Below are 19295 nucleotides of genomic sequence, written 5' to 3'. Positions count from 1 at the left end.
TACCGCTACAAAAAGGTATCATTTTGCCCCCCTTTCACCAATCCGTCAAGCGATGTCGCGGGACTTCTTGATGTTGGGGAAGAATTTTTTCCATTGTCTGGTATTCAAATAAGTAGTATCTAATATTCCGCTTCATCCTGCCACGCAATCGGATCTTGACGTTGAGGGGCGTCGAAATCCGCCAGACCAAGCAACTGCCACGAAGAGGTGCGCTCGCCATGACAGACTACATCATGATTCTGGTCAGCACGATCCTGGTCAACAACTTCGTCTTGAGTAAATTCCTGGGGATCTGCCCGTTTCTGGGCGTCTCCAAAAAGGTCGAAACCGCCGTGGGGATGGCCTATGCCGTGGTGTTCGTCATCACCCTGTCGTCGATCATCACCTGGCTGACCCAGCGCTACATCCTCGATCCCCTGGGACTCGACTACCTGCGCACCCTCTCTTTCATCCTGGTGATCGCCGCCCTGGTGCAACTGACCGAAATGATCGTCCACAAAACCAGCCCGGCCCTCTACGACTCGCTGGGCATCTTCCTGCCGCTCATCAGCACCAACTGCGTGGTGCTCGGCGTGACGATCATCAATATCCAGAAGGAACTCAATTTTCTTCAGGCGACCATCAACGGCTTCGGAGCCGCCGCCGGTTTTGGCCTGATCCTGGTGCTGTTCGCCGGCATGCGCGAACGGATCGATCTGTCGGACGTGCCGGCCCTGTTCAAGGGAGCGCCGATCGCCCTGGTCAACGCCGGTCTGTTGTCGCTGGCCTTCATGGGCTTCGCGGGCATGGTCAAGTGACCCCCCTTTCTTGAAATGCGGCGCTCATCCAGCAAGGAACGTCTCACTGCGAGTAGGAGTAAACCATGATCGAAGCGGTTTTGAGCATGGGCGGCATGGCCCTCGTCGCCGGATTGGGCCTCGGATACGCGGCCATCAAGTTCCATGTCGAGGTGGATCCCCTGGTCTCCAATCTGGAGTCCGCCCTGCCCTCCACCAACTGCGGCAACTGCGGTTATCCCGGCTGTCACGCCTACGCCGAGGCCCTGGCCGGCGAGGAACCGGTCTCCATCGGTCTGTGCAGCCCCGGCGGCACCAAGGCCATGGAATCCATCGCCGCCATCCTGGGGGTGGAACCGGTGGCCATGGAAGAGCATGGACCCCGTACCGCCTATATCCACGAGGAGAAGTGCATCGGCTGCACGGCCTGCATCAAGGCCTGTCCGGTGGATGCCATCGTCGGCGCCAACAAGCAGTCCCACACCGTGATCACCGAAATTTGCACCGACTGCGAGGCCTGCGTCGAACCCTGTCCGGTCGATTGCATCGAAATGGTGCCGATTCAAACCACCCTCCAGAATTGGCAATGGGTCAAACCAAACCCGTATCAGACGCTTCACTGATGGACCATCCCTGCCACCATCCGGTCGGCAACGTTTCCAGAGGGACTCTCAAAAGAAGATGCCCGGGAAAGATGGATCCCAACATCATGCAAGCTCGAGACACGCGAGGCGTCACCATGGGGCTCGTACAACGCACATTGAAGAATTTTTACGCCAGAGTGCATCCCACCGAGATCAACCATCTCGTCAGGCACGGCCCCCTTGAGCAGGTCCCGAGGTCCGCTCGGTTGTTGATTGCTCCGCGGCAGCACTCCGGGATGCCCCGCGAACCGTGTGTCGCACCGAAACAAGAGATTCGTCCGTCTGCCGGTACACGCAAAAAGGCGGCTGCCGCGAAATCCGCGGATGAAACCGCCAACCCCGCCACCGTGGAGAGTGTCGCATGACCAAGAGCAGCTTCAAGATCTCCTCCTCGCCTTTCGTGCATGGGGGATTGTCCATTTCCGAGGTGATGAAAAGCGTGATCTGGGCTCTGCTGCCCGCCGCGGCCATGGGTGTCATGGTGTTCGGCTGGTCGGCCCTGTTCGTCATGCTGATCACCGTTGCCGCCTGCGTGGTTTCGGAACGGCTCTTCAACGCCATCCGGGGACGCCCCTCCACCGTGGGCGATCAATCCGCGCTGCTCACCGGCCTGCTGCTCGCCATGAGCATGCCGCCCAACTCCCCCTGGTGGCTCTGCCTGGTGGGCGGCGTCTTCGCGATCGTTCTGGGCAAACAACTCTACGGCGGCATGGGTTACAACATGTTCAACCCGGCCATGATCGCCCGCGTTTTCCTGCTCATCTCCTTCCCGGTGCAGATGACCTCCTGGCCGGCTCCAACCCCGTTGACCGGCGATCACGCCCTCTCCCTCTCCCAGGGACTGGCAATGATCATCTCCGCCCCGTTCAACACCCCGGAGATGCTGGACGCCCTCTCCACCGCCACCCCGCTTGGTCAATACCACACCGAAATCGGCATGGGGAAAACCGTGCGCGAGGCCCTGGGCGGCGCCTTCGGCTTCGACATCCTGGCCGCCATGGGCGGCATGATCAAGGGCTCCCTGGGCGAAACCTCGGCGGTTCTTCTCACCCTGGGCGGCATCTACCTGCTGCGCAAAAAGATCATCACCTGGCACATTCCGATGTCCATGATTCTTGGCTGCATCGTACCCGCAGCGATCTTCTGGCTCATCGACCACACCAAATATCCGGATCCTTTGTTCCATCTGGTCACCGGTGGTCTGATCATCGCCGCCTTCTTCATGGCAACGGATTACGTCACCTCGCCGGTCACCCCCAAGGGACAGATCATCTTCGGGGTCGGCTGCGGACTTCTGACCTTCCTGATCCGCACCTGGGGGAGCTATCCGGAAGGGGTGTCGTTCGCCATCGTCATCATGAACGCCACAGTGCCCCTCATCGATCAATATACCAGGCCGTTGACCTACGGCAAAAAGAAACAGACCCTCTAGGAGACCGCCAATGCCGCATTTTCTCAAGATGGGTATCACGCTCATGATCGTGGGTCTGATCGCCACGGCGATCCTGGCTGGCGTCGAGGATGTCACCCGCGCGCCGATCGCTCACACCCAACGGCAGGAACTGCTCAACGCCCTGGCCCAGGTGCTGCCCAAGGGATTCGACAACGCGCCGGAGAAGGATTTCATCCAACTCGGTGACAAACGCATCAACCGCAAAGCCAAACCAGTGCCGTTCTACCGCGCCCGCAAGAATGGCGCGAATCATGGCGTGGCCTTCATGATCACCGCCCCGGATGGCTACTCCGGCAACATCGATATCCTGATGGGCGTCGATGCCACGGGGACCGTCACCGGCATCAACATCGTCTCCCACGCCGAAACGCCAGGACTGGGGGACAAGATCTTCAAAAACAACTGGCTCGGCGCCTTCATCGGCAAAAATCTCAAAAACGCCAGATGGGGTGTCAAAAAGGATGGCGGCGAGTTCGATCAGTTCGCCGGGGCCACCATCACCCCGCGCGCCATCGTGAACGCCATCAAGCGCGGTCTGGATTATTACGCGGAAAATCAGGACACGATCTTCAAAACCCCTGCCGAGGAGTCCGCCAAATGAGCGTATCCGAGACCAAGGAAATCATCGTCAACGGCTTCTGGAAAAACAACGGCGTCTTCGTCCAGATGCTCGGCATGTGCCCGACCCTGGGCGTGACCACCTCGGCGGAAAACGGCATCGGCATGGGACTGGCCACCACCGCCGTGCTGGTGGGCTCCAACATGGTGGTATCGATGGTGCGCAAGGTGGTTCCCAACGATGTGCGCATCCCGGCCTTCATCATCATCATCGCCTCGTTCGTCACCATCGTCGATCTGGCCATGAACGCCTTCGTGCATGATCTGCACAAGGTGCTGGGACTCTTCATCCCGCTGATCGTGGTCAACTGCATCATCCTGGGACGGGCCGAGGCCTTCGCCTCCAAAAACTCGGTCATCGGCTCGATTTTAGACGGGATCTTCACCGGCCTGGGCTTCACCTTTGCTCTGTTCCTGCTTGGCAGCGTGCGAGAACTGCTCGGTTCCGGTCAATGGCTCGGTCAACAGATCATGCCCCTCGACTACCAACCGGCACTGGGTTTCATTCTTCCGCCGGGCGCCTTCATTGCCCTGGGATTCATCCTGGTGTGGCAAAAATGGATCGATCAGCGCGCCACGGCCAAAAAGTGATCCGTCGGACTCTGTGCTCCACGCTCCAACCGGGAATGGATTTGGCCATTCCCGGTTGCATTTTGCGGATTTCTACTTGCCGATAACGGCCAGGTTTGCTATCATTTTTCATGATGGGGGGAGAACACCCGCTCACCCCCCGTACCGTGGAGTTTCCTTCGGGAGTTCCACGGTAGCTGTTATCTGGTGAACTTTGTAACAATCCGTAACCTTTCAATCCGATTCGGAATGCCAGGCACAACATGAACGTCTTGATCGTGGATGACATCCCGGAAAATCGCTCGCTTCTGGCCGACATTCTCAAACCGTTCGCCCACTGCGATGTGGCGACCAACGGACAAGAGGCCGTGGAGATCTTCGAGGCCGAACTGGTGGACGGTACCCCCTATGATCTGGTGCTGCTCGACATCATGATGCCGATCATGGATGGCCAGGAGGCACTCAAGAAAATGCGGGCCCTGGAGCGGGAGTATCATGTCTCGGATGACACCCGCGCCGCGATCATCATGGTCACCGCGGTCGATGCCATGTCCGAGATCACCGAAGCCTTCGATGTGGGCGGCTGCTCCGATTACCTCAACAAGCCGATCACCCGTGGCAAACTGCTGGTGAAACTCGGAGAGCTGAATCTGATTCCCAAGGATTGGTGGAAGGCTGATTGACCGGAGAGGGTGGCAATCGGTTGGTGCGCGTCGCGCTCCTCGACCGATTGCCTGTATGGGCGGAATGATCAAGGGGTGAGCGACATGGGTCTCACCCCATTTTTTTGGACATATCGATTACTTTTGTTAAAATTTCAGCCGTTCAACACCCTCTGTCACGCTTGAAATGGTCCTCTTTTTTCGACAGGCTTACACCAACCCGGTCTTCTGCACGAAATTCTTGGCACCGACCGTGACCGCCTTGGCCAGGGAGGCCTGATGGGAGCTTTTGCGCAGGAGCATCTCCTCCTGGCGGTTGCTCAAGAAGGCCATTTCCACCAGAACCGAGGGGATCTCCTGGGTTTTGAGGACCGCGAAGCGGGCCTGTTTGATGGTCTTGAAGTGCAGAGAGAGACTCGGGGTGCTGGCGATGGCCGAAAGCAGGGTATTGCCGAGCATCAGGGATTTCTGGTTGGCGGGAACCGGATTGCGGCGTCCCCGCTCGGAAAGACAGTAAACCGAGGCCCCACGCGCCGAGGGGATATGGAAGGCATCGGCATGCAGGCTGATGAAGAGATCGGCCTTGTGGTTGCGGGCGATGGCGCAGCGACGGCTCAATCCCACGAAACGGTCTTCGTTGCGGGTGAGGAAGGCCTTGTAACCAGGGGTGGCATTGATCTCGCGGGCCACCTGCCGGGCGACCGACAGGGCCACATCCTTCTCCTTGACGCCACCCGCGCCGATGGCGCCCGGATCGATCCCCCCATGTCCCGGATCGAGCACGATGACGATATCCCGCTTGCCCTTGCGTGCCACCAGAGGTCTTTCGAGCCGGTTCGGTTGCGCCGTGCCGGCATCCGCCTCATCCCGGGTATCGGTGGCGGTGAACTCGACCACCAGACGGGGACGCCCGCCCTCCTTGTCCTTGAGCAGAAAAGCCCGGCTGCTGGCATCGTCCTGCAACTCGAAGACGGCGCGCATGGTGCCGTTGCCCAGGGAGTCGGTCCGCACCTTACGCACGATCGGATCGGTGAAGGAGAGCAGATTCAGATCCGAGGAGAGTTCGGTATCCTGGAGGTCGAGCACCACCCGATCCGGATCCCGCAGCGTGGCCAGGGAGTGTTTGATCTCCTGATTCAGGGAGAAGATGATGCGGGTGCGGTTGGGGGCGGTGGAGAATCGCACATCGGTGATGCGCGGTCTGGACATGGCCGCATGCACCATCGATCCAGGGAGGAGCAGTCCGCCCATGGAGAGAGCCAAAGCCTTGAGAACAAATCGTCTGTCCAACATGATCCGGTCTCCTTCGTGTGCCTTTTTCAAGACGCGGGGCAAGCGTTGGGAGCTTGACCCTGCTTTCGCATGGTTTTGTTGCCAAATGTGACAATAATTTAACGTAAATTTTATTAAGTTCTTTAATTTCAGCTAATTAATCAAACCTTATTCCGGAATAACCCGTAACGATTGCGAGGTTGCCGGTACTTTAGCAAGTGGCATGCCGGCATTTTCCCGTTTGGCATTCCACCGTGAGATCATCCTGGAAATACCGATTCCGCTTATGGTTTCTGGCTCCGCGTGTCGTTCTTGCGGAGAATGGCGCGCATCCTGGCGAAAGATTATCGGATGGTGGAACCATGACGGCGTTGGCGTGACGGCCTTCCTGGCATGTCAAAAGCGCCAAGAGCTTCTTTTTGATCGGATTATCGAATGGATAAGCCGAGTCGATCGGCTGGATTTCGCCAATCGCGCGTGCTAGAATGGGGCTTTGTCCATGCTTTCCCGTCGATCCGGGCGCCATGACCGCATGACCCGGAACGCGTGAATCGATCCGACCCGGCGTTGGACAGGTTGGCAAGCACGCTTCCAGCCATCCACGCCCGAACCACGCCTGCCACGAGGAGTGCGCGCTTCCGATGAGACCATCCCGATTCGTCACGCGCCTGGTGGGTGCATCCAGGTGGGTCGCCATCCCGTTGCTTCTGGGCGGCTGTTCCGATGCGCTGGTGCCAGATCCCGGGTTGGGGGCCAACCCGACCCTCCTTGCCACCATGACACAGGGTACCCCCTGCTATTTTCGGGGGACGGTCCACCATTGCGACGATTTGAACGATGCCGATGGCGATGGGGTGAAAGATGGCAAGGATCGTTGTCCGGCCACCCCGAAGGGGGTGCCGGTCGATGCGGAGGGGTGTTCCCTGGACAGCGACGGCGACGGGGTGACGGATGACCTGGACCGTTGTCCACAAACCCCCAAGCGGGTCGAGGTCGATGAAAAGGGGTGTCCCCCCGATCGGGACGGGGATGGAGTGCCCGATGATCGGGATCAATGTCCCGACACCCCGAGCGGTGCCAAGGTCAACGAGACGGGCTGCTGGGTGCTGGAAAATCTCCGTTTCGCCACCAACCGTCATGCGATCGCCGCCGCCGACCACCCTCTGCTCGACGGGGTGGGGCGGGTCATGAAGGAGAACCCGACCCTGCGGGTGGAGATTCAGGGACATACCGATCGCATCGGCTCCGCCCAATCCAACGAACGCCTCTCCATGCGCCGCGCCGAGGCGGTGCGGGATCATCTGGTCGGACGCGGGATCGAGGTCGGGCGGTTGCAGGTGATCGGGCTGGGATTCGAACAACCGATCGCCTCCAACGATACCGAGGAGGGACGCGCCAAGAATCGGCGCGTGGTGTTGCGGCCCCTGCCGTAAGCGGACAGGCAAGAGCCGTTCTCAATTCAATGCATGCAAACCGGAGAAGAACATGTTGAAAGTGAATGAATATTTTGGTGGCACGGTCAAGTCGATCGCCTTCCAGACCGCCACCCTGCCGGCCACGGTCGGCGTGATGGTGCCCGGCGAATATGAGTTCGGCACCAGTCAACTCGAAACCATGACCGTGGTCAGCGGCGCGTTGACCGTGATGCTGCCCGGTGAGTCGGAGTGGCGCATCTTTGAGCCGTTCGAGAGCTTCGTCGTGCCGGCCAACGCCCAATTCCAACTGAAGGTGGCGGTGGATACGGCCTATTTATGCACCTATGGGGCGTGATGGCCAAACAACTCGGTGGGACATCACCAGATTCTTTCCTACCACTTGCAATAGCCACTTTGCACGACTGGCGCATCTGGAAGCCATGACCTGAAGTACGGCAGAGCGTGAGCCTCGCCATCAAACCGCACCAGGTTTGGAATGTGTCGTTTTTACCGTCGAAAAAAAAGAGCGCGTCTGGGAGATTCCGCTCCCAGGGGTTTGCTTTTGACTTTGGCGCGCTCTTTACAAAGAAGCAGTTTTCGCCTTTTTTGCGAAAAAAGCGCCGCGCGCAGCCTTCGCGAGCGTCGTTTCCGGTTTTTGGAAACGACGCTCGCATCTTGCACGGCAGCCTTGACTCCCCCGCAAAAAGTCCCTTCACCCGGCACTCATGATGGGAATTGCTAAACAAGATCATCCTCTTGCCCAGCCTGTTTCTTGCCAGAAACGGCTTTTTGCGGGGGACTCAGCCTTGCGGAAAACCACGCATTCCGTGATGGTTGCGGTTTAAAAGAGCTTTTTGAACCACGAGGCGGTGCGCTCGCCGGAGGGGGTGGCGCAGATGGTGGACTCCCAGGCCGGGACCGGCTCGGGCTTGAAACGGGTGAAGACCTTCCAGGGGAGAATCCCTCCACCACCACCGCAGCCACAACCGGCGCGACGCGGATGGAACACCTTGATGATGCGCGGATCCTCCAGGCTCTGCACATAGACCATGGTGGTCCAAACGCCACGCTCCTCGCGCAAGATCTCGGCAACCAGATCTTGCAGGTGCGAACTTGCCGCCATGCCGTCGATGGGCTGCTCCGGAAAGGGCTCGCGCGGTTCGAGAACGTACCAGCCGTCGTGTCGGGCGACCGCCTCCCCGAGAACCGTGAGATCGGCCAGCCGAATCATCCCGTCAAAACGACCCTCCAGGCGCCGGTAAAAAGGAAGTTCCACGTTCTCGCCGCTCAAGACCGCCATCTCCACACCCATTGCAACCGGCACTCCCATCCCGCCCGAATGATCTTGAAAAAAAACCATGTTAAACCGCACCCATCACGGGCTGCGTAATTTTCCGCAAGGCCGCGCGCGGCGCCTTTTTCGCAAAGACGCGAAAAAGGCTTCTTTTGAAGAGCGCGCTCAAGTCAAAAGCACCGTCCCAAGGGCTTTGCCTTTGGATCCCACCAGGGGGATCATCTCCCTGGACTCTGATCAGGCGGGCGGCGACCCACGCCGAATCAGGCACGCATCACGAACCGATCGCAGCACTCATCCAGAATGCCTCGCAACCGGGAGAGACGCGGTTCATCCACCCCGCCTTCCATTTCGTTCAACCCTTCCTTTTGCAAACGGGTCAGCAGGCTCTGATAGGCCACGGGAACCCCCTTGATCAGATCCAACTGGATGCGCATCCAATCCGCGGTTTCGAACATGTGTGATCTCCTCTCCAACCATCGCCTCAAACGTACCTGATGGGGGGAGAATCTCCTCACCCCCGACCATGAAGCTCCTGACAGGGGTTCCACGGCAGACCATGACACTTCAAACCAAGCAATAAACAGACCATGCCGCCCTGACATCCGCCTGGTGAGCGACACACCCGCCGTGCCCCCTCACACCCCGCCCCCCCAACGCTCCTCATGCGGAAAAGCATGGCAACCGCCTGGCATTGCCGCTAGAATTCCCCCATGACCACCCAACCGCTTCACCCCACCCGCTGTCACGCCTCATGAACACCACGCTCCGCACCGGCACGCTGCTCGGCCTCCTCGGATCCGCCTGGCTCCGGGGACCTTTTCAAAACCTGCGGCACCATCTGGCACGCCTGGGACGCCTGCCCCGACACCGGGCATTCGCCCGCGTGGCCTGGCACGATCACCTCCGCCATCTCACCGGCAGCGTCCAACCCGTGGACGGTGCCTGCCGGCAACGGGCCCACGCCACCGCCGAATGGCTGATCCGCGCCTGGGAGGCCACGCCCGATGATGGGATCTCCGAGGGGTATTTCCCCTGCGACCCGAAGGAATACCCACTTTCCATCCCTGGCCGGCGTCCCTCTCGTCCGGAAAGCAGCTCTGCCGTTCCGCTTCCAAGCCCTGGCTGGCGCCCCTCCTGTCCGGAGAGCACCGGTGCCGTCCTGGCCTCGCTCCTCGACTACGCGCTCCGCTTTTCCGATGCCGTGATGCGCGAACGGGTGCTGGCCATGGCCCTCTGGGCGGCGGATCTTCAATTGCCCTCCGGCGCGATACAGACCACGCCGGATCCCTCCCAATCGATGCCGCTCACCACCGGCCAGGTGTTGCACGGGTTTGCCTCACTGCTCGAACACGAACCCGATCCGCGCATCGAACAGGCCGCGCGCCGCGCCGCCGACTTTCTGGTGACCCGCCTGAAGGTCGAGGAGCAGTCGCCCCCGTCGCTCCGGACACTCCAGGCCAACCAGGTGCTCATGGCCTGGGGGTTGTATCGGTTCGGCATGCAAAACGGGATTCCCGGTTACCGGGATGCGGCGCTGCGACTGGCCCGGAACACCCTGGCCCTGCAACAGGACAATGGCTGGTTCGCGCGCAACGATCCCGCGCGGCAGATGGCTCCCCGGACCCTTGCCATCGCCCAGACGCTGCAAGGGTTGCTCGAAACCGGCATCGCCGGCAACGACACCACCCTCATCGACGCGGCACGGCGCGGCACGCTGCCGATGGTGCGTCTCATCCGACCCGATGGATTCCTGCCGGGCCGGTGGCGTGCCGACTGGTCTCCCGCCGCGTCCGCCGCCTGTCTGACCGGCAGCGCCCAGCTCTCGGTGGTCTGTTTCCGGCTCCATCAGACCTTGGGCGATGCCACCTTTCTGGAGGCGGGTCACCGGCTGGTGGATTTTCTCAAGGGGGTCCAGGTGCTCGATGGCTTCGACTCGCCGATGCGCGGCGCGCTGGCCGGATCGTTCCCGCTTTTTTTCGGTCCCTTTCAATCCGCCGGGTTTCCCAGTTCGGCCAGCCAGAATCTGCTCGATGCGCTGCTGCTCCAGGACCGGATTACCGAGGCATGCGGATCAGTTATTTCATGACGCATTGCCCACCCGCTTTTGCGCGCCGTCCACCCGGTTTCAAACGGGTCTGATCCCCCTGTCAATGCGGTTCGAATCCGTGCCCGCCCCGATACGACCGGCCACCCAGAAGATCAGACACACCCCGGCCCAGAAGGCCGGCCACAGGTGACCGTATCCGGACCAGAAGCTCCCACCGGGACCGGCGAAAAGGGTGACCACCAGAGCGCCTTGTTGGTTGGAAGGGATCCGTCCCAGCTCCCGTCCCAGGGGATCGATGACCGCCGAAATGCCGGAGTTGGCCACCCGGATCATCGGCAGACGGTTTTCCACCGCGCGCATGCGCGCCATGGCCAGATGTTGCGGCTTGGCCGACTCGCCGAACCAACCGTCGTTGGTGAGATTGATCAACCATCGGGCCCCTTGCGCCGCCAGATGGCGCACCTCGTCCGGAAAGATCACCTCGTAGCAGATCAGAGGACCGATATCCCCCATCTCCCAGCGCAACAGCTCCGGACCGGGACCAGGGGTGAAATCCTTGCTGCCGTGGGTGAGTTTATGCACCGAATCCGGCACCAGGGACCGAAACGGAATGTACTCCCCGAACGGCACCAGATGGTGTTTGTCGTAGCGGTAGTCGAAATCCCCCATCTCTTCCGAGCCGATGATGACCATGCTGTTGAAAAACCGCAGGGTACGCTCATCCGTGCGATCATACATCGGCGCGCCGGTGAGGATCGGTGCGTCGATGCCGCGACTGACATCCACGATCCTGGCCAGCTCCCTGGGGGATGCCTGGAGAAAGAAGGCGGCGGCGGTCTCGGGCCAGACCACCAGATCGACCGGCTGATCCAACCCGGCGGTCAAATCGAGGTAGCGTCCCAGCCACTCCTTCTGTCGTTCGGGCACCCATTTGAGATCCTGGGCGATGTTGCCCTGCACCAGGGCGACGCGCAATCCCCGCGCCGCTTCGGGCACCGTTTCGGCATCGACCAGGCTTTGCCAGCGCCACGCCCCATACCCGTAACCGGCGGCACACACCCCGATGGCCAACAAAAGCACCGCGCCGACCCGGGCCGGCCTTTGCCAGCTCTCCGGACGGGAGATCCAGGCGACCGCGGCGGCCAGGAACAGGGTCAACGCCGAAAGCAGATAGACCCCGCCCAGATCCGCCAGTTGCAACAGGATCGGTATCGCATCCCAGGTCTGGCCGAGGGGATTCCAGAAAAAACCGCTGAACAGGTGGGCCCGCGACCATTCGGTCACCACCCACAAGGCCGGCGCGACGGCGAGGATGAACAACGGACGGGCGTTGAGCCTGGCGAACAGCGCGCCAAACAGGGCGGGATAGAGGGCGAGCACCGCGGCCAGCAGCACGATCACCAACAGGGCTGCCGGCGAGGGGATTTTTCCGTAGACGTGCAGGCTGGTCCAGAGCCAGTCGAGTCCCACCAGGAAGTGGCCCAACCCGAACAAGAATCCGAGCCACGCTCCCCGTTTGGAAGCGGTGTTTTCCAGCAGGCGCAGCCAGATGGCCACGCCCAGCACGGCCCAAAGCGGATTCGGACCGGGCGGCACTCCCCACATCGCCAGCATGCCGGCCAGGAAAGCCAGCAGAGCGTTCCGCGTCGAGCGGAGTTGCAACCGGGCGATCGCCCGGTCAAGCAGGGTATCAGATTTCATACGGGTTGGCGATACCCAGGCCAGCCAGGATCGCCACCTCGCGCGCCTCCTGACGCTCGGCCTCGGCCTCGGAACGTTCGTGGTCGTAACCGAGCAGATGCAGCGCCCCATGCACCACCAGATGGACCAGACGGTCCCCAGGCGCCAACCCCGCCTCTCCGGCCTCTCGCAGCGTGGTCTCGAAGGGGATCACCACATCCCCCAGCAACACCGCGCCACTCTCCGGATCCGGGAACGCCTCCCCCTCCTCCATGGCGAACGACAGCACGTTGGCCGGACGGTCCAGCCCGCGAAACTCCTGATTGATGCGCCGGGACTCCGCGTCATCGGTCAGCAGCACCCCGACCTCGATCTCCTCGCCCACGCGTCCTTCCGCCTCCAGGGTGGCATGCACCGCACGGGCGACCCGCTCCTCATCCTCCGCGGACCACAGGGGGGACGACAGGTTTACCAGAACCGTGGCCGACATGATGACGCGCTCCTTCCGTGCGTTTCTTGATTTGATCCGGATACTCGATCCGGCGATGGTAGAACCCGAGGGTCAACACCCGGGTAAAGGCATCTTCGATGCGGGAGATCTCCCGCAGGGTGAGCCGACACTCCTGCAACTGCCCGTCGGCGATCTTGGAGGCGACGATGCGCGCCACCAGGGATTGAATCTGCGCCGGCGAGGGGGTTTTCAGGGTACGCGAGGCCGCCTCCACCGAGTCGGCCAGCATCAGAATTCCCCCCTCCTTGGAGTGCGGCCTGGGACCGGGATAGCGAAAATCGGCATCGTCGATCTTCTCTCCGCGCTTGGCCGCCTGATTGACCGCGCGGTTGTGAAAATATTGCAACAACGTGGTGCCGTGATGGGTGGTCACCGCTTCCAGGATCGGTCCGCCGAGTTTGTACTCGCGCACCATCTCCACCCCATCCTTCACATGCCCCTGAATCACCCGCACCGACATGGACGGAGAGAGGTGATCATGGCGGTTCTCGCCGGATTGATTCTCCACGAAGTAGTGGGGCTTGTTCATTTTGCCGACATCGTGATACAGCGCCATGACCCGAGCCAGGAGCGGATTGGCGTTGATGCTCTCGGCGGCGGCCTCGGCAAGATTGCCCATCATCACCGAATGGTGGTAGGTGCCCGGACTGCGCAGGGAGAGGCTCTTGAGCAGCGGATGGTCCCCGCTGGCCAACTCCAGCAACCGGGAGTCGGTGGTGATATCGAAGAGGTATTCGAACAGCGGGATCAGGGCCAGTCCCCACAATCCGATCAGCATGCCGCTGGTCAGGGCGACGGCGCCTCCGGCCAGCCAGTCCAGGGAGGGCATGCGATCCGAAAGCAGCTCCACCGCCGGAACGGCCAACGCCTGGGTCAGGCCGATCCAGAAGCCGGAGATCAACACGTCGTAGCGTTTGCGACAGACCCGCAGCGTGGCCCCACCCGCCAGGGAACCGACCATGAAGTAAAGAAAGATCGGCAACCCTCCATCCGATTCCATGGCCGACAGAAACGACAGAATCGCCCCGAGCAGCATCGCGCCGCCCGGAATCCCGGCCCGCGCGCCGATGGTGAGGGAGGCCATGGCCGACCCGAGCGCGGTGATGGGCAGGTAGTTGGCCAGTCGCGCCGGCAGGCCGAAAAAATCGGTCAACCCCTGCCCCATGGTGAAGATAAGGCTCGAAAGCAGCGAGGTGATCAGCAGGATGGTGCCGAGGATGTAGAGGGTTTTGCGATCGCGCGGGAAGTCCGCGGAGGTCGTGACGAGAAAGCGGCGTCCGAGCCACATGAGGAGAATCAACGCCATGGCCAGCCCCATGAGGTTGAGGGCCATCTTGCCGGTCCAGCGGGTCTGGTTGAGGGACTCGATCTTCAAACGGGCGGCATCGGTGACCTCGGCCCCCTCCTGGATCACCAGTTGGCCGCGTCGTACCCGATAGAAAACGGGATCGACCCCGGCGGCGGCCAGTTCGCGACGGGTGCGGGTTTCGGCCAGATTGAGCACCAGCGTGGGTCGCATGTTGACGCTGATCTGTTCCATGATCCACTTGCGCATCACACCCGGCAAATGGGTGAAACGGTCCTCGCCGGACTTCTCGAGCATGCGTCGCATGCCGACCAGATCCATCAGGCCGGCGGCGCCGCTCCCCGAGGTTCGGATCTCCTCATCCCCCATGGAGTGGATCACGAACGGGTTGTGGGCCAGGTCGTTGAGCACCTCGGGACCACTCACCACGCGGATCTGGGCATGTTCGGTCAGCCAGGCGCCGATCTCGTTGGAGAGGCCGATCAGATCCTTGGTGGCCACCAGCGCCGAGAAGGCCTGTTCGTCGATCACCTCCTCGATGCGCTCGGAAAAGGTATCGCGCAGTTTGTCCCAATCCAACCGCGACACCGCCGCGCCGCGCGACTCGTCGAGCCATTTCAGATGCTCGCCGATGCGCCGTGCCACGGTCTCCATCACGCCCGGATCCCAGTCGTAGACCGGCACCGCCGCAGCCGCCGCCTCCTGACGCCGTTTTTTGGTGGTTACCGCGTCTTCGACCAGAATATCGCGATCCGCCTTGATGTCGCGGGTGGCGATGTCGCCCACTTCCGGCAGATAGAGAGGCCGCAACACCACCGGTGAAAAAATCACCGTGAGCATGGCAACCACTACAAGAAACAGGGTCAGATCCAACAGCGTCGTCCAGGAAGGCAACATCGGGCGATCCGTCGGACGACCCCGCGAACGCTCCCCCAATTTCACCCGTTCCGTTCCCATCGCACCCTCGCAACCCACCCGCTCATGCCAACCGGCCCGCCGCCATCCCTTCCCGGGTCGCCGCCTCTTCATAGGCCTGCACGATCCGTTTCACCAGGGGGTGGCGTACCACATCCCGGTGGGTAAACCAGACAAAGGAGATCCCCTCCACCCGTTTGAGCACCTCCAGAGCGTGCGCGAGTCCGGAACGACGGTTGGAAGGCAGATCGACCTGCGTCACATCGCCCGACACCACCACCCGCGACCCCTCTCCCAAACGGGTCAAGAACATCTTCATCTGTTCGATGGTGGTGTTCTGCGCCTCATCCAGAATGATGGTCGCCTCGGCCAGGGTACGTCCGCGCATGTAGGCCAAGGGTGCGATCTCCAACTGGTTGCGTCCGAGCATCCGTTCCACCTTCTCGTACCCGAGCATGTCGTACAACGCATCATACAGGGGGCGCAGATAAGGATCCACCTTGTCCTGCAAATCCCCCGGCAGAAACCCGAGATGCTCCCCGGCCTCCACCGCCGGTCGGGTGAGGACGATGCGCGCCACCCGCCCCTCGATAAAATCCAGCACCGCCGCGGCCACCGCCAGATAGGTCTTGCCCGTGCCCGCCGGACCGATGGCGAACACCAGGGGACGCCGGGCCAGCTCGCGGATGTAATCGGCCTGACGCGGGGTGCGCGGACGGATCTCCCGCAAGGGGGTCTTGAGGACCGCGGCCTCGTCCAGGGGATCGGGTCCATCTTCCGGACGCTCCAGGGCCAGAATCCCGGCCTCGACCCGCGCCTCGTCCACCCGTTGTCCCATCTCGAGCGCGCCGTAAAGCACGGTCAGCAGACCGCGCGCCCGCTCCAACATCTCCGGCGCTCCCATCAGCGTCACCCGGTTGCCGACCGGATAGCAAGCGATGCCGAGCCGCGCCTCCAGACGGTGCAGATGGGCATCGAAGGCCCCGAACAACAGGGCGGTCAGCCGATTGTCCGGAAAGGTGAGGGTGAGCCCTTCTCCCCCGTCCACCGGTTCGACGCCCACCCCGCCCGGCATGATGCCCTCATGCGTCACCGAACGATCGTGGCGGGTGGGATGATTCGGGGAAGAACGATCCCCATCATCTCCATTTACGGCTGTGAGGGTGGGATTCTGAAATGAATTCGTCTCGCCGGACGAAAAGGAGGATGCGGACATTCAGATCAACTGTCCTCGCAGGGAGTTGGCCAACCCGTCGGTGACGCGCACGCGCACGATCTGGCCGATCCACTCCGGGGTGCCGGGGAAGTTGACGGTCCGGTTGTGGCCGGTGCGACCGGTCAACTCCCCGCCATCGCGCTTGGAGATCCCCTCCACCAGCACCGACTCCTCGCACCCGACGCGGGCGAGATTTTTCGCCAACTGGGAGGCGCCGAGCACCTCCTGGAGCCGGGCCAGACGCTCCTGGGCGACCGGCAGAGGAACGTGATCGCCCATGCCTGCGGCCACGGTGCCGGGACGGGCCGAAAAGATGAACGAATAGGCGTGATCAAAGGCCACCTGGCGGGCCAGATCGAGGGTTGCCAGAAAATCGTCCTCGCTCTCCCCTGGGAAACCGACGATGAAATCCGATGCCAGGGCGATATCCGGCAGGGCGCGACGCAGTTTGTCGATCCAGGTCAGATACCCGGCGGCGGTGTGTCCGCGCTCCATCAACCCGAGGATTCGATCCGAACCGCTCTGGATCGGCAGATGCAGATAGGGGCAGAGACTTTCGACCTCGGCGAAGATCTCCACCAGATCGTCGTTCATGTCCGCCGGATGGGAGGTGACGAAGCGGATCCGCGCCACGCCGGGAATGAGCGCCACGCGCCGGATCAGGAGCGCCAGATCGTGGATGATTCCGTCGCGGGCCAGGGCGCGGTAGGCGTTGACGTTCTGGCCCAGGAGATGGATCTCTTTCGCGCCGCCGGCCACCAGGGCGGTCACCTCCTCGCAGATCGCCTCCACCGGACGACTCCACTCCCGACCACGGGTGAACGGCACCACGCAGTAGGTGCAGAAGCGGTCGCACCCCTCCTGAACCACCACCGAGGCGATGGCGCCCGGCGAGAGGATGGCCGGCAAGGCATCGAATTTGGTATCCACCGACTCCTGGTAATCCCCCACCCGTCCGCCCTGTTTCTCCAGGCGGTCGAGCATCTCCGGGAGGCGGTGGTAGTTCTGGGGGCCGAAGACCAGGCGCACGAAGGGAGCCCGTTTGAAGACATTATCCCCTTCGGCCTGGCCGACGCAGCCGCCGACCGCGAAAATCGCGTCGCGCGAGACCACGGTTTTGCGCAACCGTCCGAGTTCGGAGAAGAGCTTTTCGGCGGCCTTTTCGCGAATGTGACAGGTGTTGAGAATGATCAGGTCGGCTTCGTCGGGTGCGTCGATGGTGGCATAGCCCAGGGAGTCGTGCAGCAGTTGGGCCATGCGGGTCGCGTCATGGACGTTCATCTGGCAGCCGTAGTTCTTGATGAACAGCTTTTTCAAGCCGGCCCCCGTCCCAACCGGGCCATCATGCGCCGTCGCAACTCCGGAATCACCCCCGCCGGGGTGAAGCGGGTCACGTCGCCGCCCATGCCGGCGATCTCGCGCACCAGTCGCGAGGAGAGGAACATGGTCTCCTCGCCGGAGACCAGAAAGACCGTCTCCACGTCCGGACTCAGTTGCCGGTTCATGCAGGCCATCTGGAACTCGTATTCGAAGTCGGCCACGGCGCGCAAGCCGCGCAGCACGAAATGGGCGTTGAGATGGCGCACGAAATCGACCAGCAGGCCATCCATGCGACACACCTCGACACCGGGGATGCCGGCCACCGCTTCCTGGATGAAGCCGATCCGTTCGTCGCCGGTGAAGAGCGCGTTTTTCTCGCTGTTGACCGCCACGGCCACCACCAGGCGATCGACAAGCCGCGCCCCGCGCCGGATGATGTCCAGATGACCGAATGTCACGGGATCGAAGCTTCCCGGATAGACTGCGATTCTGTTCATGACCTCCCTGTTTCCGCGACCTCGCCGCGCCACCGCCAAAAAGAGACCTGGGACTCTCCCTGACGACGATTGTGCATCGGACGCCACGCGGGAGCAACCCCTTTTGCCACGGCCCGTGTTTCGTGTTCGGCGACGGCCACGGCATCGGGGGCCAAAAGGGTGGCGTTGGCGACCATCGCCAGGGTCGGCGCCAGGAGTCCGGAATGGTAGGGGGGATCCATGAAAACCAGATCGAATCCGGGCCAGTCGGCGCGGCGGGACAGCGCCGCACGGCGGATCGACTCGACGATCCCGGTGCCGGGCAGTGTGTCGCGCAGCACCTCGGCACGTGTTTCCAGACCGAGGGAGAGCAGGTTTTTCCGGATCAGGGCAACGACCGCCTCGTCCCGCTCCACGAACAGCGCCCCGCGCGCCCCCCGGCTCAACGCCTCGATGCCCAGCGTCCCCCCACCGGCGAACAGATCCAGCACCCAGGCCCCCTCCACCCTGGTCCCGAGCATGGAAAAAAGGGTCTCGCGCATCCGCGCCGTGGTCGGACGCACCCGATCATCCTCGGGCAGAGTCAACAGACGCCCCCGCAACGACCCGCCGGTGATCTTCAGCACGTTTCGGACTCCAGAAAGGCGACCACCCGCGACCAATCCCCCAACCGTTCGGACTCCTCGACGGGCAGATGGGGGAAGCGTGCCCGACAGGCGCGGGCGAACAGTCCCATGCCCTCCCCCATCGGCTGGCCATCGGCGTCGTGTACCGGCACCCCATGCACCCCACAGGAGGGGGAGCGGGCCTTGCAGATGAATCCCGACACCCTGGCATCGGCATAGAGTTCCAACCGTTCTTCGGACCAGGCGATCAGGCGTCGGGTGTGGTCGAGGCGGGATTCGAGGGTACGGAGCGAGGGCTGGTCGGAATCCCCCTCCAGGCGCATCGGCTCGCGAGGCACCCCCAGACCGGATTCGTTCTCCGGACAGAAGGGCATGAGGATCGCGCCGGAGGCGATCAGGGGTTCGATCAGGGGCCAGGCCTTATGCCCCCCGTCGTAGCGCACCGGCAGACCGAGAAGACAAGCGCTGATGGCGATACGCCGCCTGCGCAC

The 19295-nt window shown here is 62.2% G+C and carries 20 protein-coding genes; 9 read left to right on the top strand and 11 right to left on the bottom strand.

Annotation, left to right across the window (positions count from 1 at the left end; translation table 11 throughout):
* Positions 1-218: 218 nt before the first annotated feature.
* The 6 genes from rsxA to ACV4UY_RS02420 all read left to right on the top strand — a co-directional run bounded on the left by rsxA (position 219) and on the right by ACV4UY_RS02420 (position 4744).
* Complete coding sequence (rsxA, locus tag ACV4UY_RS02445) at positions 219-797, top strand: electron transport complex subunit RsxA (RefSeq protein WP_491606076.1); 579 nt, start codon at positions 219-221, stop codon at positions 795-797.
* A 65-nt stretch (positions 798-862) separates the two neighbouring features.
* A complete protein-coding gene (gene rsxB / locus ACV4UY_RS02440; protein WP_491606075.1) occupies positions 863-1399 on the top strand; it encodes an electron transport complex subunit RsxB in 537 nt (178 codons plus the stop codon).
* A gap of 382 nt (positions 1400-1781) precedes the next feature.
* Positions 1782-2852, top strand: coding sequence for an RnfABCDGE type electron transport complex subunit D (locus tag ACV4UY_RS02435; protein ID WP_491606074.1), 1071 nt, complete (start codon positions 1782-1784; stop codon positions 2850-2852).
* Positions 2853-2862: 10 nt separating this feature from the next.
* Positions 2863-3474, top strand: a complete 612-nt coding sequence (gene rsxG, locus ACV4UY_RS02430; protein ID WP_491606073.1) for an electron transport complex subunit RsxG — start codon at positions 2863-2865, stop codon at positions 3472-3474.
* A complete protein-coding gene (locus tag ACV4UY_RS02425; RefSeq protein WP_491606072.1) occupies positions 3471-4082 on the top strand; it encodes an RnfABCDGE type electron transport complex subunit E in 612 nt (203 codons plus the stop codon). The genes rsxG and ACV4UY_RS02425 overlap by 4 nt, the downstream gene beginning before the upstream one ends.
* Positions 4083-4324: 242 nt before the next feature.
* Entirely contained in the window at positions 4325-4744 is a 420-nt protein-coding gene (locus tag ACV4UY_RS02420) for a response regulator (RefSeq protein WP_491606071.1), read from the top strand.
* Between the two features lie 189 nt (positions 4745-4933).
* Here the strand turns inward: ACV4UY_RS02420 and ACV4UY_RS02415 are convergent, their stop codons facing one another.
* Positions 4934-6016: an N-acetylmuramoyl-L-alanine amidase gene (locus ACV4UY_RS02415; RefSeq protein WP_491606070.1), complete on the bottom strand. Its 1083-nt coding sequence runs from the start codon at positions 6014-6016 to the stop codon at positions 4934-4936.
* A 620-nt stretch (positions 6017-6636) separates the two neighbouring features.
* Between ACV4UY_RS02415 and ACV4UY_RS02410 the strand changes: the two genes are divergently transcribed.
* The gene (locus ACV4UY_RS02410) at positions 6637-7428 is read left to right on the top strand and encodes an OmpA family protein (protein ID WP_491606069.1); all 792 of its coding nucleotides are present in this window, start codon (positions 6637-6639) and stop codon (positions 7426-7428) included.
* 52 nt (positions 7429-7480) lie between these two features.
* Complete coding sequence (gene ppnP, locus ACV4UY_RS02405) at positions 7481-7765, top strand: pyrimidine/purine nucleoside phosphorylase (protein WP_491606068.1); 285 nt, start codon at positions 7481-7483, stop codon at positions 7763-7765.
* A gap of 486 nt (positions 7766-8251) precedes the next feature.
* On the opposite strand, the gene ACV4UY_RS02400 is transcribed toward ppnP, so the two are convergent.
* Both ACV4UY_RS02400 and ACV4UY_RS02395 read right to left on the bottom strand, forming a co-directional pair.
* Positions 8252-8722 (bottom strand): hypothetical protein, encoded by a 471-nt coding sequence (locus tag ACV4UY_RS02400; protein ID WP_491606067.1) that lies wholly within the window; start codon positions 8720-8722, stop codon positions 8252-8254.
* 245 nt (positions 8723-8967) lie between these two features.
* The gene (locus ACV4UY_RS02395; RefSeq protein ID WP_491606066.1) at positions 8968-9162 is read right to left on the bottom strand and encodes a hypothetical protein; all 195 of its coding nucleotides are present in this window, start codon (positions 9160-9162) and stop codon (positions 8968-8970) included.
* 296 nt (positions 9163-9458) lie between these two features.
* Between ACV4UY_RS02395 and ACV4UY_RS02390 the strand changes: the two genes are divergently transcribed.
* Positions 9459-10793 carry a hypothetical protein gene (locus ACV4UY_RS02390; RefSeq protein WP_491606065.1) on the top strand — a complete coding sequence of 445 codons (1335 nt, stop codon included), beginning with the start codon at positions 9459-9461 and terminating at the stop codon, positions 10791-10793.
* Between the two features lie 39 nt (positions 10794-10832).
* Here ACV4UY_RS02390 and lnt read toward each other — a convergent pair whose 3' ends face one another.
* The 8 genes from lnt to ACV4UY_RS02350 form a co-directional block, all read right to left on the bottom strand.
* Positions 10833-12455 (bottom strand): apolipoprotein N-acyltransferase, encoded by a 1623-nt coding sequence (gene lnt / locus ACV4UY_RS02385; protein WP_491606064.1) that lies wholly within the window; start codon positions 12453-12455, stop codon positions 10833-10835.
* Positions 12445-12924: an rRNA maturation RNase YbeY gene (gene ybeY / locus ACV4UY_RS02380; RefSeq protein ID WP_491606063.1), complete on the bottom strand. Its 480-nt coding sequence runs from the start codon at positions 12922-12924 to the stop codon at positions 12445-12447. Before ybeY ends, lnt begins: the two co-directional genes overlap by 11 nt.
* Positions 12869-15148, bottom strand: coding sequence for an HD family phosphohydrolase (locus tag ACV4UY_RS02375; protein ID WP_491606062.1), 2280 nt, complete (start codon positions 15146-15148; stop codon positions 12869-12871). Before ACV4UY_RS02375 ends, ybeY begins: the two co-directional genes overlap by 56 nt.
* A gap of 82 nt (positions 15149-15230) precedes the next feature.
* Positions 15231-16259: a PhoH family protein gene (locus ACV4UY_RS02370; protein ID WP_491606061.1), complete on the bottom strand. Its 1029-nt coding sequence runs from the start codon at positions 16257-16259 to the stop codon at positions 15231-15233.
* A gap of 123 nt (positions 16260-16382) precedes the next feature.
* Positions 16383-17699, bottom strand: a complete 1317-nt coding sequence (miaB, locus tag ACV4UY_RS02365; protein WP_491606060.1) for a tRNA (N6-isopentenyl adenosine(37)-C2)-methylthiotransferase MiaB — start codon at positions 17697-17699, stop codon at positions 16383-16385.
* Positions 17696-18199, bottom strand: a complete 504-nt coding sequence (gene coaD / locus ACV4UY_RS02360) for a pantetheine-phosphate adenylyltransferase (protein WP_491606059.1) — start codon at positions 18197-18199, stop codon at positions 17696-17698. Before coaD ends, miaB begins: the two co-directional genes overlap by 4 nt.
* Positions 18196-18804 carry a 16S rRNA (guanine(966)-N(2))-methyltransferase RsmD gene (gene rsmD, locus ACV4UY_RS02355; protein ID WP_491606058.1) on the bottom strand — a complete coding sequence of 203 codons (609 nt, stop codon included), beginning with the start codon at positions 18802-18804 and terminating at the stop codon, positions 18196-18198. Before rsmD ends, coaD begins: the two co-directional genes overlap by 4 nt.
* A complete protein-coding gene (locus ACV4UY_RS02350) occupies positions 18798-19295 on the bottom strand; it encodes a 2-thiouracil desulfurase family protein (protein WP_491606057.1) in 498 nt (165 codons plus the stop codon). Before ACV4UY_RS02350 ends, rsmD begins: the two co-directional genes overlap by 7 nt.

This window comes from Candidatus Magnetaquiglobus sp. (genome assembly GCF_058402785.1).
This window is presented reverse-complemented; position numbering and strand designations above follow the sequence as displayed.

Excerpts from the sequence above, each read along its gene's own strand:
- coaD (WP_491606059.1), bottom strand. The coding sequence starts at position 18,199 with ATGAACAGAATCGCAGTCTATCCGGGAAGCTTCGATCCCGTGACATTC.
- ACV4UY_RS02435 (WP_491606074.1), top strand. The coding sequence starts at position 1,782 with ATGACCAAGAGCAGCTTCAAGATCTCCTCCTCGCCTTTCGTGCATGGG.
- rsxB (WP_491606075.1), top strand. The coding sequence starts at position 863 with ATGATCGAAGCGGTTTTGAGCATGGGCGGCATGGCCCTCGTCGCCGGA.
- ybeY (WP_491606063.1), bottom strand. The coding sequence starts at position 12,924 with ATGTCGGCCACGGTTCTGGTAAACCTGTCGTCCCCCCTGTGGTCCGCG.
- ACV4UY_RS02425 (WP_491606072.1), top strand. The coding sequence starts at position 3,471 with ATGAGCGTATCCGAGACCAAGGAAATCATCGTCAACGGCTTCTGGAAA.
- lnt (WP_491606064.1), bottom strand. The coding sequence starts at position 12,455 with ATGAAATCTGATACCCTGCTTGACCGGGCGATCGCCCGGTTGCAACTC.
- ACV4UY_RS02415 (WP_491606070.1), bottom strand. The coding sequence starts at position 6,016 with ATGTTGGACAGACGATTTGTTCTCAAGGCTTTGGCTCTCTCCATGGGC.
- ppnP (WP_491606068.1), top strand. The coding sequence starts at position 7,481 with ATGTTGAAAGTGAATGAATATTTTGGTGGCACGGTCAAGTCGATCGCC.
- ACV4UY_RS02410 (WP_491606069.1), top strand. The coding sequence starts at position 6,637 with ATGAGACCATCCCGATTCGTCACGCGCCTGGTGGGTGCATCCAGGTGG.
- rsxG (WP_491606073.1), top strand. The coding sequence starts at position 2,863 with ATGCCGCATTTTCTCAAGATGGGTATCACGCTCATGATCGTGGGTCTG.
- ACV4UY_RS02375 (WP_491606062.1), bottom strand. The coding sequence starts at position 15,148 with ATGTTGCCTTCCTGGACGACGCTGTTGGATCTGACCCTGTTTCTTGTA.
- ACV4UY_RS02390 (WP_491606065.1), top strand. The coding sequence starts at position 9,459 with ATGAACACCACGCTCCGCACCGGCACGCTGCTCGGCCTCCTCGGATCC.
- ACV4UY_RS02400 (WP_491606067.1), bottom strand. The coding sequence starts at position 8,722 with ATGGGTGTGGAGATGGCGGTCTTGAGCGGCGAGAACGTGGAACTTCCT.
- ACV4UY_RS02395 (WP_491606066.1), bottom strand. The coding sequence starts at position 9,162 with ATGTTCGAAACCGCGGATTGGATGCGCATCCAGTTGGATCTGATCAAG.
- rsxA (WP_491606076.1), top strand. The coding sequence starts at position 219 with ATGACAGACTACATCATGATTCTGGTCAGCACGATCCTGGTCAACAAC.
- ACV4UY_RS02420 (WP_491606071.1), top strand. The coding sequence starts at position 4,325 with ATGAACGTCTTGATCGTGGATGACATCCCGGAAAATCGCTCGCTTCTG.